The sequence below is a fragment of the Agrobacterium sp. 22-226-1 genome (assembly GCF_053522345.1).
Genome location: NZ_JBNWCP010000002.1, coordinates 457992 through 470816 on the forward strand (window position 1 = coordinate 457992; position 12825 = coordinate 470816).

Sequence of the window (12825 nt, forward strand, 5' to 3'; positions counted from 1 at the left end):
GAGAAACATCATGACCACCATTCAACTGCGCGATCTTCGCAAATCCTTCGGCGCCTTCGATGTCATCAAGGGCATCGACATGGACGTCCGCTCCGGCGAGTTCATGGTCTTCGTCGGCCCCTCCGGCTGCGGCAAGTCCACGCTGCTGCGCCTCATCTGCGGGTTGGAGGAAATTTCCGGCGGCACGCTTTCCTTCGATGGCGAGACGGTGAACCGCCTGCCGCCCGCCAAGCGCGGCGTCGCCATGGTCTTCCAGTCCTATGCGCTTTATCCGCATATGACTGTGTTCGAAAACATGGCCTTCGGCATGAAGCTATCAGGCGCGGACAAGGAACAGCGCAAGAAGCGCGTCGAAGCGGCAGCCGAGATGCTGCAGCTCACACCCTATCTGGAGCGCCTGCCAAAGCAGCTTTCCGGCGGTCAACGCCAGCGTGTCGCCATCGGCCGCGCCATCGTGCGCGATCCGAAGGTATTCCTGTTCGACGAGCCGCTTTCCAACCTCGATGCGGCATTGCGCGTTGCCACGCGTCTGGAAATCGCCAAACTGCACCGCTCGATGCATGACACGACGATGATCTACGTCACCCACGACCAGGTGGAGGCAATGACGCTTGCCGACCGCATCTGCGTGCTGCGTGACGGTCGGGTCGAGCAGATCGGCACACCGCTGGAGCTTTACGAAAGCCCAGTCAACACCTTCGTCGCCGGCTTCATCGGCTCGCCGAAGATGAACTTCCTGTCAGGCAAATATGCCGAGACGGAAGGCGCGAAAACCATTGGCATCCGCCCGGAGCACATCACCATCACCACCGACGGCAGCGGCTGGAGCGGCGAGATCGTGCATTCGGAAATGCTCGGGTCGGACAGCTACATCTATGTCGAGATCGGCGCCGGTGAACCCGTCGTCGTTCGCGAAGAAGGCGTGACCGACCGCAAAGCGGGCGAGCGTATCGCCCTCGTGGCGGATGCCGCGCAGATCCATCGTTTTGACGCCGAAGGCCGGGCACTTGCCCGCAACCCCGCCCGGGGCGCTGCCTGAAATTTCAACTTTCACCGGGATCACCCAAGGTCTCGGCTTTCACCGAGGAGCATGACAATGACCATCAACACCGTTGTATGGGGCGAAAATATCCACGAACACATCAATGAGACGGTGCGTTCTATCTATCCAAACGGCATGCACAACACCATCGCCGATGCACTGAACCAGAACCCCGAGATCAACGCCACCACCGCCACGCTGCAGGAGCCGGAACACGGGCTTTCGCAGGAGCGCCTCGACAAGACCGACGTGCTGGTCTGGTGGGGCCACAAGGACCATGGCGCGGTGCAGGACGAGATCGTCGAGCGTGTTGCCAAACGCGTCTGGGAAGGCATGGGCCTCATCGTTCTGCATTCCGGCCACTTCTCCAAGCCGTTCAAGCGGCTGATGGGCACGCCCTGCGCGCTGAAATGGCGTGAGGCGGGTGAACGCGAGCGTCTGTGGACGATCAATCCGCGCCACCCGATTGCCGCCGGTCTGCCTGAGCATTTCGAGCTGGAAAACGAGGAAATGTACGGCGAGCAGTTCTCCGTGCCGGAGCCGCTGGAAACCGTGTTCATCTCCTGGTTCCAGGGCGGCGAAGTCTTCCGTTCCGGCCTCACCTGGCGTCGCGGCGCCGGCAATATCTTCTATTTCCGCCCCGGCCACGAGACCTACCCCACCTATCACGATGCCAATGTCCAGAAGGTCATCAGCAACTCGGTGAAATGGGCCTATAATCCGGTTGGCGCACTGAAGAGCATTCACGATGCCCCCAATGTTCCCGTCGACAAGGCGTTGGAGCCGATCGAAGAACGCGGCCCCAAGCTGCACAAGGCAGGCGAAGCAGGTTACAGGTAAAAAGCCATGAGACTTCTCATTCTCGGAACCGGCGGCATGGCCAACAACCATGCCACCTATTTCTCGCAAATCCCCGGCGTCGAACTGGTCGCGGCGGTGGATGTGGACGATGTGGTGGTGCGCGGCTTTGCGCTCCGCCACAACATCCCGCTCTCCTTCACCTCGCTGGATGACGCCATTGCCTGGGGTGAATTCGATGCGGCGGCGAATGTCACGCCGGACGCCATCCACCACCCCACCAGCCTGAAACTGCTGGCGGCCGGCAAGCATGTCTTCTGCGAAAAGCCGCTGGCGGAAAACTACGCCAAGGCCGCCGAAATGGCCGATGCCGCCGAAAAAGCCGGCCTCGTCGCCATGGTCAACCTAACCTATCGCAACGTCGCCCCCTTGCAGGCGGCACGTGAGATGGTGCTGGCAGGCAAGATCGGCAAGGTGCGGCATCTGGAAGCCTCCTATCTCCAGAGCTGGCTGGTTTCCAAGGCCTGGGGCGACTGGATGACGGAGAGCAAGTGGCTGTGGCGGCTTTCCACCAAGCATGGCTCGAACGGCGTGCTGGGCGATGTCGGTATCCACATTCTCGACTTCGCCTCCTATGGCGCGGGCAGCGATGTGGAACGCATCTTCACGCGGCTGAAGACCTTCGACAAATATGAAGGCAATAAAATTGGCGTCTACGACCTCGACGCCAATGACAGCTTCACCATGACCGCCGAACTGGAAAACGGCGCCATGGGCGTCATCCATGCCAGCCGCTGGGCGACGGGGCACTTGAACGAGCTCCGCCTGCGCATCCATGGCGACAAGGGTGCGCTGGAAGTCATCCACACGCCCGACTATTCCAGCCTGCGTGCCTGCATCGGTGAAGATGTGGAAAAGGCGACCTGGAAGACGATCGATGTGGACCCCGTGCCGACGAATTACGAAAAATTCGCCAGGGCCGTCATGGAAGGTGGCGTCGCCGACCCGGACTTCCGTCATGCGGCCAATCTGCAGAAGGTGCTAGATCTGTCGATCATCGCGGATCGGGAGAGGCGCGAGGTGGCTGTTTCGGCTTGATTTGCGAAAGTGCGGCGGCACAAGCCGCCGCATGGATTGCTGCAAAAGGCGCTCCTCGCTCTCCGTCAGCGAGGACTTGATCCGGGGTCCAGCGCGATCAAGTCGTTGATCGCAAAAAACTCTTTTCACGGCGCAGACGCGCCTTGGCTGGATGCCGGATCAGGTTCGGCATGACGGAGGGACCTTATAACTCCCTCAAACCCCGCGCTTGTTCCCCCACAACAGCACATGCAGCTGCGGCAGCACCCGCGCCGTAAACCAGCGGTCTTCGCTGACCTTGTCCACCAGCCACAACATCCGGTCCATCACCCCGTCGATATCCACACGCGCATCGTCGTCATCCGGCGGCGGCGGGGTGTGGTTGCCGGGCTGGAGATAGACGGGCAAATGCGGGAAACGCGCGGATGCCGCCTTGGCGTAGGCATAATCCACATCGTCGAACACCACGATCTTCAGCGCCACCTGCGGTCCGTCGCCGGCGGCGGCAAGACAGTCTTCGAAGGCTTGCCAGTCCGTTTCCATGCCGCTCGATGGCGGCTTGGGGCTCAGCACCAGATGGTCGAGATCGGCAAACCAGTCTTTCGCGATGCTGCCCTGCGTTTCCAGCGCGAAACGATACCCCTCGCCCTGCCCCTTCGCGATCAAGGCTCCGAACGGTTGAATGGCCGGATTGCCGCCTGAAAGCGAGACCGTCAGCGGCACGCCGCCGGAAAGCCGCCGCACCTCCTGCCAGATCGCCTCGACCGGCATCGGCTTCCATGTATCGCGATACTCGCTGTCAACGGCATGCAGCGTATCGCACCAGGAACAACGATAGTCGCAGCCGCCGGTACGCACGAAGACGGTCGGCAGACCGATCAACACGCCTTCGCCCTGAATGGTCGGACCGAAGATTTCGCTGATGCGGATCGTGGTTTCCTTCGCTGCAATCTTTTGTGCAGCCGCCGTCATGGCCGGTATTCCGCCCAGGTCTTGGCGGTTTCGCTCACCCGCACGGCGCTGGTTTCCGGCAGGCGATCCCTGCACCAGTCGTAAAAATGCTTCGCCAGACATTCCGCCGTCACCCGGTCATGGCCGAGAACGTCGTTCAGGTGGCGATGGTCGAAATGATCGTCGATATAACGCTTCAGCGGCGCAAGCTCATGATAGTCGCGCACGAAACCGTGCTCGTTCAGCGCTTCGCCTGCCAACTCGATCTCGACAATGTAATTATGCCCGTGCAGGCGATTGCACTGGTGATCGGACGGCAGGCTTTTCAGCTGGTGCGAGGCGGAGAAGTGAAATTCCTTGGTGATGCGGAACATCAGCGCACCTCCTGCGCCGCATAGGCATGGGTGGCCGCCACCCAGAAATCCGGGTCCTCATAGTCGGTCGGATCGGTGACACCGGCCAGATGAAAGGCCTCGCGCCGTTCCACGCAGGTGCCGCAGCGGCCGCAGTGGCGCAGGCCGCCCTTGTAACAGGACCATGTTTCGCCAAAGGGCGTGCCGTATTTCGCACCATCGGTCACAATCGCCGCCTTGGAAACGGTGACATAGGGGGCAAAGAGCTTGACGTTGGCATAACCTTCAAGCGCATGCGCCTGCATGGCGTTGAAACTGTCGATAAAGCCCGGCCGGCAATCGGGGTAGATGAAGTGATCGCCGCCATGCACGGCAATCGCCACAGCATCCGCCTGCTGCGCGGCGGCCAGCCCGAAAGCGATGGTGAGCATGATGGCATTGCGGTTCGGCACCACGGTGGAACGCATGGTCTCTTCCGCATAGTGCCCGTCCGGCACCTCCACGTCGTCAGTCAGCGCCGAACCGGTGAGATGGGCGCCAATGGTTCTGATATCGATGACATGATGCGGCACGCCGAGACGCCTTGCGCAATCGGCGGCGTATTCCAGCTCCTTCCTGTGGCGCTGGCCATAATCGAAGGAGACGAGAGCGAGAAGGTCGTGTTCCGCCGCGATTTTATGCGCAAGCGAAACGGAGTCCAATCCGCCGGAGCAGATGACGATGGTTTTCATAATTTGGGATCCCTTGTTTTGACCGGGTGGGCTGCGACCGGATTACGGGGAGCGGCTTTAAACCAAACCGACGGGCTTGTGAAGGGCCTTGCGGAAATCGCGCAAAGCCACGCGATCACGAAAATGCCCCGCAGCAGCAACAAGACGAAACAATCGGGACATATGCGGGAAACCGGCACGATCTAGAACGATGCGAAATCTGCTGTTCTTGAAGGGTCTTGCCAATGGTGGCGGCTGATACATTTCTGTTTTCGCTGAGCAACCTCAGCTCTCTCGGCACCGGCCTGCTGATGGCGATGGCGGGCATGCTTTATGTCACGCTCACCATTCGCGGGCTGGTTGCCGCCATTCGCCATGGATAAGGCTCTCGACACCAAACGGCATCGGTTCAGGCGCAATCTCACCACGGCGCTCGTTGTCGCCTCGGTGGCGCTCGTCGCGGCTGTTGGCATAGCCCCTTTCGTGTTCCTGATCTGGATGGTCAGGACCGTTGCGCGCTGGCTGGGTCTTTTTGTCGGCCTATGAAAATCTGATGAACACGCGACGCTCGCCACAACATGGCGGAGCGGAAAAGGCCCGGCGAACTGGCAGTGCGCCGGGCCTTTTTTTTAACGCGACAGGTTCAGCGCAATAACGCCTGCGCCTCCTCGATGCCGAGTGCCGCCGGCTGGGTGCAGGTCGTCCTCATCTCGATGAAGCGCCCCTCTTCGCCTGACTTCAGGATCGAGGTCATCACATCGATGCCGTGCAATGAACGGTCGAGCGAGCAGCGGGCATCGCGGCCTTCCAAAAGCGCAATCGCCATATCGGCAAGGCCCGCCGTGCGGTAATTGGCGCGCGGGCCATTGGGGCTTTCCTGATTGGCGATGCCGAAAGGATGCGCCCAGTCTTCCAGCGGCTGGATATTCTTGTCGCGACCGCTCACCTCCACCACGCCGCCGAAGAAGTTCGGATCCGGCACGTAGATCGAGCCTTCCGTGCCGTAAAGCTCCATATTGGCATGGCGATGCGACCAGACATCCCAGCTCGCCGAAAGCGTGATCGTCGCGCCGTTCACGAATTCCAGCAGGGCATGGATATTGGTCGGCGTTTCGACCGGGATGATTTCGCCGTTCAACGGCTGGCTGGTCACCGTACGAGTGGGGTTCGCCATCGAGGTCAGCGCACCGACGCGCTTCACCGGGCCGATGAGGTTGATGAGATTGGCGACGTAATAGGGACCGAGATCGAGGATCGGCCCGCCGCCCTTCAGGAAGAAGAAGCCCGGATTGGGGTGCCACATCTCCATGCCGGGGCTCATCACATGGCAGGTGCCTGACGTGATGCGCCCGACCTTGCCGTCATCGATATATTGCCGGGCAAGCTGATGCGCGCCGCCGAGGAAAGTATCCGGCGCGCAGCCGACGGACAGCTTCTTTTCGCGGGCGATGCGCCGCAGCTCCTCGCCTTCCTCCAGCGAAAGCACCAGCGGCTTTTCCGAATAGACGTGCTTGCCCGCCTCGAGGGCGGCTTTCGACACCGGAAAATGTGCGGCGGGAATGGTGAGGTTCACCACCACGTCGATATCCTTGTTGGCGAGCAGTTCCTCGATGGACTGCGCGACAACACCGAATTCTTCCGCCCTCAACTCCGCAGCATTGCGGTTGAGGTCGGCGCAGGCAAGCACCTTGATGCCCTTGAAGAGCGGTGCCAGCGAGAAATAAGCAGACGAGATATTGCCGCATCCGATGATGCCGACGCCAAGATCCCTGGCCATGATGGAAACTCCGAAAATTGAAACTTAGTAGGTTTTGAAAGATGCGATCGAACGGGTGATCAGCCGGTCAATATCCTTCGGATTGTCGTGCTCGACCACGAGATGTTTGGTGGCCGATTTCGCCTTCAGCGCCGCGATAAGGCCCTTCCAGTCCACTGTACCATGGCCGACATCGGCCCAGCCATCCTCATCCGCATTCTCGCCTGCTGGTGCGATATCCTTCACATGTACCGCAGTAATGCGCTTGCCGTAGCTCTCGATCCAGGCGAGCGGATCGGCATTGCCGCGAATGATCCAGGCGATATCCGCCTCCCATTTCAAATCCGGGCCACCGGCAAAAATCTGCTCCTGCGGCGTCGAGCCATCGGCAAGTGTCTTGAACTCGAAATCATGGTTATGCCAACCGAAAACCAGCCCGGCATCCACGAAGGGCTTGCCGGCTTCCTGCAGACGCTTGCCGAAAGCGAACCAGCCTGCGGCATCTGTCGGGCGCTGGTCAGGCATCAGATAAGGGCAATAGATCGCCTCCACGCCCAGAACCTTCGCAATATTGAGCGCCTTTTTCGGATCGCCTTCCAGAAGGTCGAGGCCGAAATGGCCGGTCGGCATGGCAAGGCCATTGGCGTCGAGTTCGGCGCGCAGGCCCTTCAAACCGGCGTCATCCAGCGAAGCGTACATCGCGCCATAACCTTCGACATGTTTATAACCCGCCGCCGAAAGCTTCTTCAGAATGTTGGAAAAAGGCTGGAAATTACGGGCGCTGTAAAGCTGGAAACCGAGTTCTGTCATTGTCTCCTCCATAGAGATCTGGGTCTTGGGATTGTGTGGGGGGGTAAATCGAAGCTGTTCTAGAGCCGGTCCTCGCTTTGCGCGTCGAACAGTGAGGCCATCGTCATGTCGAGGCCGAGGCGCACCTTGGTGCCCGGCGAAAACCGTCTGTGGCCGCCCACGCGCACGGACATGGTATGCCCGGCATGTTTCAGCCAGATCAGATTGTCCGCACCCATCGGCTCCTCGATATCGACAATCGCCTCGTGCACTTCACCGCCGACGATATCGGCATCGACGCGCACATGTTCGGGGCGAACGCCCAGAACCACGGCGCGGCCGGCGGCGAGCGGCGTCTCCGAATGATAACCATCCAGCGCGAAAGTCACGCCATTGGTGGTGAAGACCACCTTGCCGTCCTTTTCGATCAGCTCGCCGCGCAGGAAATTCATCGAGGGCGAGCCGATGAAACCGGCGACGAAGAGGTTTCGCGGCTTGTTGTAGATGGTGACGGGATCGGCAAGTTGCTGGATGACGCCGCTTTTCATAATGGCGATGCGGTCCGCCAGCGTCAGCGCCTCGATCTGGTCATGCGTCACATAGATCATGGTGTTCTTCAGCGACTGGTGCAGCCGCTTGATTTCGACGCGCAGTTCCGAGCGCAGCTTGGCGTCGAGGTTGGAGAGCGGCTCGTCGAACAGGAAAACATCCACATCCCGCACCAGCGCCCGACCGATGGCCACACGCTGGCGCTGGCCGCCGGAAAGCTCGGCGGGCTTGCGTTTCAGCAGCGGCTCGATCTGGAGGATGCCGGCCGCCCTTTTGACACGGCGGTCGATTTCCTCTTTCGGCACCTTGGCGACCTGCAGGCCGAAGGACAGGTTCTTCTCCACCGTCATCTGCGGATAAAGCGCATAGGACTGGAACACCATGCCAATGCCGCGATCCTTCGGCTCTTCCCAGGTGACGTTGCGGTCCTTGATGAAGATCTGTCCGTCGGTCGGCTCCAGAAGGCCGGCGATACAATTGAGAAGGGTCGACTTTCCGCAGCCGGAAGAACCGAGCAGCACGAGGAATTCGCCGTCATAAATATCGAGATTGAGGTCTTTCAGCACGGTGACGGCGCCGAAGGACAGGGAAAGATCGCGGATGGAAACGCTTTTGTTCATATAGCTCAACCTTTTACTGCGCCTGCGGCAATGCCGCGGACGAAAAGCCTGCCGGAGACGAAATAGACGATCAGCGGCACCGCACCCGTCAGAAGGGTTGCGGCCATATTGACGTTATATTCCTTCACGCCCTGCACGGAGTTGACGATATTATTGAGCTGCACCGTCATCGGGTAATATTCCGGCCGCGTGAACACCACGCCGAACAGGAAGTCGTTCCAGATGCCGGTCACCTGCAGGATCATCGCCACGACGAAGATCGGCAGCGACATGGGCAGCATGATGCGGAAATAGATCTGCCAGAAATTGGCGCCATCAATGCGGGCCGCCTTGAACAGTTCTTCAGGCAGCGAGGCAAAGTAGTTGCGGAACAGCAGCGTCAGGATCGGCATGCCGAAGATGGTATGCACAATGACGAGACCGGTTAACGTACCGTATATGCCAAGTTCGCGCAGCACGATGACAATCGGATAGATCATCACCTGATAGGGAATGAAGGCGCCGATGATGAGGATCGAGAAGAACAGTTCCGATCCCTTGAACTTCCAGTTCGCCATGGCATAGCCGCTGACAGAGGCGACGATGATCGAGATCACCACCGAAGGCACGAGGATGCGCACCGAATTCCAGAAGCCGCGTGAAAGCCCGTCGCAGTTCAGGCCCGTGCAGGCATTGGCCCAGGCCTTCACCCAAGGCTCGAAAGTGATTTCCACCGGCGGCGCAAAGATGTTGCCGAGCCGGATTTCCGGCATTCCTTTCAGAGAGGTGACGACCATCACGTAAAGCGGAAGCAGGTAATAGGCCGCAGCCACGATGAGCGTGCCGTAAAGAATGATGTTGCGGCGGGAAAAGGTTTTCCTCGGCCTCTTGCCGCGCGGGCCGGAAAGGTCCGGGGCAACCGCATCGCTGGCGGCGACAACCGTGTTCAATGTGCTGATATTAGCCACGCTTCTTGCCTCCGAATTCGAGGTAGGCCCATGGAATGATGATGATCGCGACCGTCAGGAGCATCATTGTCGAGGCGGCGAAGCCCTGCCCCAGATTCTGCGCCTGGAACATGTAGTCATAGACATATTTCGCCGGCACTTCGGACGCGATGCCCGGCCCGCCGCTCGTCTGCGCCACCACCAGATCGTAAACCTTGACGATGCCGCTGGCGATGATGACCAGCGTGGTGATGAAGACCGGCCGCATCATGGGAATGATGATGAGAATATAGGTCTTCCACATCGGAATGCCGTCGACGCGCGCCGCCTTCCAGATGTCCTCATCGATACCGCGAAGGCCCGCCAGCATCAGGCACATGACGAGCCCCGTGCCCTGCCAGAGTGCCGCGATCAGGATGCCGTAGATGACAATCTGGGAATTATAGAGCGGATCGAAGGTGAAACTTTCCCAGCCCATCGAGCGAACCACGGACTGGATGCCGAATTCCGGGTTCAGCAGCCATTGCCAGACAAGGCCGGTGACGATGAAGGACAGGGCGAAAGGATAGAGGAAAATGGTGCGGAAGGTGTTTTCGAAACGAATTTTCTGATCCATCAGCGCCGCCAGCACGAAGCCTATGACGAGGCTGAAGATCAGCGACAGCAAACCGTAGATCGCCAGATTCTGAATGGACACGATCCAGCGTGGTGCTGCCCACAAACGCTCATATTGATCGAAACCGATGAAGCTCGCCCGCGGCAGAAGCTTGGAATTGGTGAAGGAATAAACCACCGTCCAGATCGTTCCGCCGAGGAAGATCACCATGGCGGTCAGTATCATGGGAATGGAGGCAATCTTGGAATTGAGATTGCGGAAAAGCTGGTGGGGGCGCCCCGAGCGCGCTTGACCTGCCATGTTACCTCCTCCTGTAACGTTACAGTCAACGATCAGGCAAAAGCCTCACCGCATGAAACCCCTGCCCGTGCTGGTGATTGTTGCACAGGCAGGACGCTGGAAAGGAAAGCGGCGAACCGCTTTCCCACCCGGAGAGATCACAATCAGTCCGCCGAACCGATAATGTCCGCGAAGCGCTTCTGCCCGTCTTCCGCCGACATCGAGCCCGCGAAGAATTCCGCCATCAGGTCTTCCTTCTGTTTCTGCGTATCGGCGGAAATCAGCTGGTCGGTGCTGGTCAGCGCGTTGCCCTTGGCCAGAATTGCCAGACCCTTTTTCATGCAGTCATTGGCCGCATTCAGATCGACGTCGCCGCGGATCGGCAGCGAGCCTTTCTTCAGGTTAAAGGCCACCTGTGTTTTTGGATCGACGATGGTTGCGGCGAGAACGTCCTGCGCCTTGGTTTTCGCCTCGTCCTTCAAAACAGGGAAATAAAAGGCGTCGCCACCCGTGGTGAGATATTCACTGAGGCCAAGTCCGGGGAGGCAGGAATAATCCGTGCCGGCTTTCTGGTTGGCCAGTTGGAATTCACCCTGCGCCCAGTCACCCATGATCTGGCCGCCGGCCTTGCCGGTGATGACCATGTTGGTGGCCTGGTTCCAGTCCTGAACATTGGTGCCCTTGGCCATGTCGCGCGCCTCGACGGCAGCCGCGAAAATCTTCGCCATCTCGGGCCCGGCTGCCGCCTCGGCATCCTTGTCGCCATAGACCTTCTGATAAAGGTCCTTGCCGCCGATCGAAAGCGTCAGCGTGTCGAACAGGCCGTTGGCCTGCCATGCCTGACCGCCAAGTGCGAGCGGCTGGATGCCGGCCTTTTTCAGCGCCGGCGCGGCGGCGACAAATTCCGTCCAGTTCTTCGGAACTTCGACGCCCGCCTTCTTGAAGGCTTCATTGGAAAGCCACAGCCATTGCCAGGAATGGATGTTGACCGGCGCGCAGTAAATCTTGCCGTCGATGGTGCAGCTGTCGAGCAGGCTTGCCGGCTTGATGACGTCCTTCCAGTTGCCCTTTGCGGCAACATCGGACAGGTCGCGCATCAGGCCCGCCTGCACCAGCTCTTCCGCCTGACGGCCGTGGTTGAACTGGGTCGCGCCCATCGGGTCGCCGCCGGTGATACGGCTGATCATGATCGGACGGGCCGTGCCGCCCGAACCGGCAATCGCGCCATCCACCCATTTGTTGCCGGTTGCGTCGAAAGCCTTGGCCAGTTCGGCGACCGCTGCGGCTTCGCCGCCCGATGTCCACCAATGGGTCACCTCAAGATCGGTGGCCCCGGCGATACCCGCCGGAATCATGACGCTGGCCAGAAAAGCCGCAGAAATAACACGCATTCGCATGAGTCTCCTCCCTCACTGAAACGTTGCAGTTGGAACGTATGCGAAGATTTTTGATTAGGCAACCGCCTAAAATACGAATCTCACAGCGCCCTCAGGAGGCATTTCGAACGATTGGAAAATGCGCCGGATAGGTATGCGGCACAGGGGATTGCGCTGCGTAATGCACACGCAATGCCAGTCGCTTACAAAACTTCGTGGTGAGTAAAACAGGCGAAGAGACCATGAAGCGCTGGCATATTCTTTTGGTCATCGGATTAACCGGCGTCGCATCGCTTTTATTGGCGACATTTGAGCAGCTTGTACCGGGACAGCAAGTTTCATTCGGAATGCGCCTGCTGATCCTCATCGAGCCGGCAATACTGACCATTGCGGCGGTAGCAACCGGTCAGGCTCTGGCCGCAAAATTCGGGCTTGGCGCGCCCTTGGTCGATAGCTGGCTGACGGGCGACAACCAGCGCGCGGTGCTGCGAACACAGGTGCCGCCCGCGCTGGCGGTGGGCATTGCCGTCGGCCTGCTGATGATCGCCTATTCATCGGTGATCCTGCCATCGGTCGCGGATGCGGCCACCGTGGCAAGAATGACCGCTTTTAACGTCCCGCTGGCGACCCGGATTCTCTATGGCGGGACCACGGAAGAGCTATTGACCCGATGGGGCCTGATGTCGTTTTTCGCTTGGGCGCTCTGGCGCATGACCGGAAGGGGACAGATTCGACCGGTGATTTTGTGGGCCGCCATCCTTATGGCGGCGGCACTCTTCGCCGCCGGTCATCTGCCGTTTCTGTTTGCGGTTGTCGCTCGGCCGCAAGCGGCGCTGACCCTTGCAGTCCTGCTCACCAATTTCATTCCCGGCCTGCCGTTCGGATGGCTGTTCTGGCGTCGTGGGCTGGAGGCGGCGATGCTTTCCCATGCCCTTGCCCATTGCGTGAACGCGCTGACCGCCTGAGCCGAAAAGGCGAGCCGG

The 12825-nt window shown here is 59.8% G+C and carries 15 protein-coding genes; 6 read left to right on the plus strand and 9 right to left on the minus strand.

Features of this window, described 5'->3' with window-relative positions; translation table 11 throughout:
* The first annotated feature begins 10 nt into the window (after positions 1-10).
* Genes ACQZ5K_RS05035 through ACQZ5K_RS05045 form a run of 3 tightly spaced genes read left to right on the plus strand, consistent with a single transcriptional unit; the run spans position 11 to position 2938 of the window.
* On the plus strand, positions 11-1039 hold the full coding sequence (locus tag ACQZ5K_RS05035) for an ABC transporter ATP-binding protein (RefSeq protein WP_448739760.1): 1029 nt from the start codon (positions 11-13) through the stop codon (positions 1037-1039).
* Between the two features lie 57 nt (positions 1040-1096).
* Complete coding sequence (locus ACQZ5K_RS05040) at positions 1097-1882, plus strand: ThuA domain-containing protein (RefSeq protein WP_046801358.1); 786 nt, start codon at positions 1097-1099, stop codon at positions 1880-1882.
* 6 nt (positions 1883-1888) lie between these two features.
* Positions 1889-2938: a Gfo/Idh/MocA family protein gene (locus ACQZ5K_RS05045; RefSeq protein WP_448739761.1), complete on the plus strand. Its 1050-nt coding sequence runs from the start codon at positions 1889-1891 to the stop codon at positions 2936-2938.
* Positions 2939-3133: 195 nt separating this feature from the next.
* Here ACQZ5K_RS05045 and queE read toward each other — a convergent pair whose 3' ends face one another.
* Genes queE through queC form a run of 3 tightly spaced genes read right to left on the minus strand, consistent with a single transcriptional unit; the run spans position 3134 to position 4952 of the window.
* A complete protein-coding gene (gene queE, locus ACQZ5K_RS05050) occupies positions 3134-3889 on the minus strand; it encodes a 7-carboxy-7-deazaguanine synthase QueE (RefSeq protein ID WP_448739762.1) in 756 nt (251 codons plus the stop codon).
* Entirely contained in the window at positions 3886-4242 is a 357-nt protein-coding gene (gene queD, locus ACQZ5K_RS05055) for a 6-carboxytetrahydropterin synthase QueD (RefSeq protein ID WP_448739763.1), read from the minus strand. The genes queE and queD overlap by 4 nt, the downstream gene beginning before the upstream one ends.
* Entirely contained in the window at positions 4242-4952 is a 711-nt protein-coding gene (queC, locus tag ACQZ5K_RS05060) for a 7-cyano-7-deazaguanine synthase QueC (protein ID WP_448739764.1), read from the minus strand. The genes queD and queC overlap by 1 nt, the downstream gene beginning before the upstream one ends.
* 224 nt (positions 4953-5176) lie before the next feature.
* On the opposite strand from queC, the gene ACQZ5K_RS05065 reads away from it, so the two are divergent.
* Both ACQZ5K_RS05065 and ACQZ5K_RS05070 read left to right on the plus strand, forming a co-directional pair.
* Positions 5177-5314, plus strand: a complete 138-nt coding sequence (locus ACQZ5K_RS05065; protein ID WP_425646356.1) for a hypothetical protein — start codon at positions 5177-5179, stop codon at positions 5312-5314.
* Positions 5307-5477, plus strand: a complete 171-nt coding sequence (locus tag ACQZ5K_RS05070) for a hypothetical protein (protein ID WP_448739765.1) — start codon at positions 5307-5309, stop codon at positions 5475-5477. The genes ACQZ5K_RS05065 and ACQZ5K_RS05070 overlap by 8 nt, the downstream gene beginning before the upstream one ends.
* A 97-nt stretch (positions 5478-5574) precedes the next feature.
* Here the strand turns inward: ACQZ5K_RS05070 and ACQZ5K_RS05075 are convergent, their stop codons facing one another.
* The 6 genes from ACQZ5K_RS05075 to ACQZ5K_RS05100 form a co-directional block, all read right to left on the minus strand.
* Entirely contained in the window at positions 5575-6708 is a 1134-nt protein-coding gene (locus ACQZ5K_RS05075) for a Gfo/Idh/MocA family protein (RefSeq protein ID WP_448739766.1), read from the minus strand.
* A gap of 24 nt (positions 6709-6732) precedes the next feature.
* Entirely contained in the window at positions 6733-7497 is a 765-nt protein-coding gene (locus ACQZ5K_RS05080; RefSeq protein ID WP_448739767.1) for a sugar phosphate isomerase/epimerase family protein, read from the minus strand.
* Between the two features lie 59 nt (positions 7498-7556).
* Entirely contained in the window at positions 7557-8645 is a 1089-nt protein-coding gene (locus tag ACQZ5K_RS05085) for an ABC transporter ATP-binding protein (RefSeq protein WP_080820951.1), read from the minus strand.
* A gap of 5 nt (positions 8646-8650) precedes the next feature.
* A complete protein-coding gene (locus tag ACQZ5K_RS05090) occupies positions 8651-9592 on the minus strand; it encodes a carbohydrate ABC transporter permease (protein WP_400156498.1) in 942 nt (313 codons plus the stop codon).
* On the minus strand, positions 9585-10487 hold the full coding sequence (locus ACQZ5K_RS05095; protein ID WP_448739768.1) for a carbohydrate ABC transporter permease: 903 nt from the start codon (positions 10485-10487) through the stop codon (positions 9585-9587). The genes ACQZ5K_RS05090 and ACQZ5K_RS05095 overlap by 8 nt, the downstream gene beginning before the upstream one ends.
* Before the next feature lie 143 nt (positions 10488-10630).
* Entirely contained in the window at positions 10631-11863 is a 1233-nt protein-coding gene (locus ACQZ5K_RS05100; protein ID WP_003525113.1) for an ABC transporter substrate-binding protein, read from the minus strand.
* A gap of 221 nt (positions 11864-12084) precedes the next feature.
* On the opposite strand from ACQZ5K_RS05100, the gene ACQZ5K_RS05105 reads away from it, so the two are divergent.
* Positions 12085-12807, plus strand: a complete 723-nt coding sequence (locus tag ACQZ5K_RS05105; RefSeq protein ID WP_448739769.1) for a CPBP family intramembrane glutamic endopeptidase — start codon at positions 12085-12087, stop codon at positions 12805-12807.
* Positions 12808-12825: the final 18 nt, after the last annotated feature.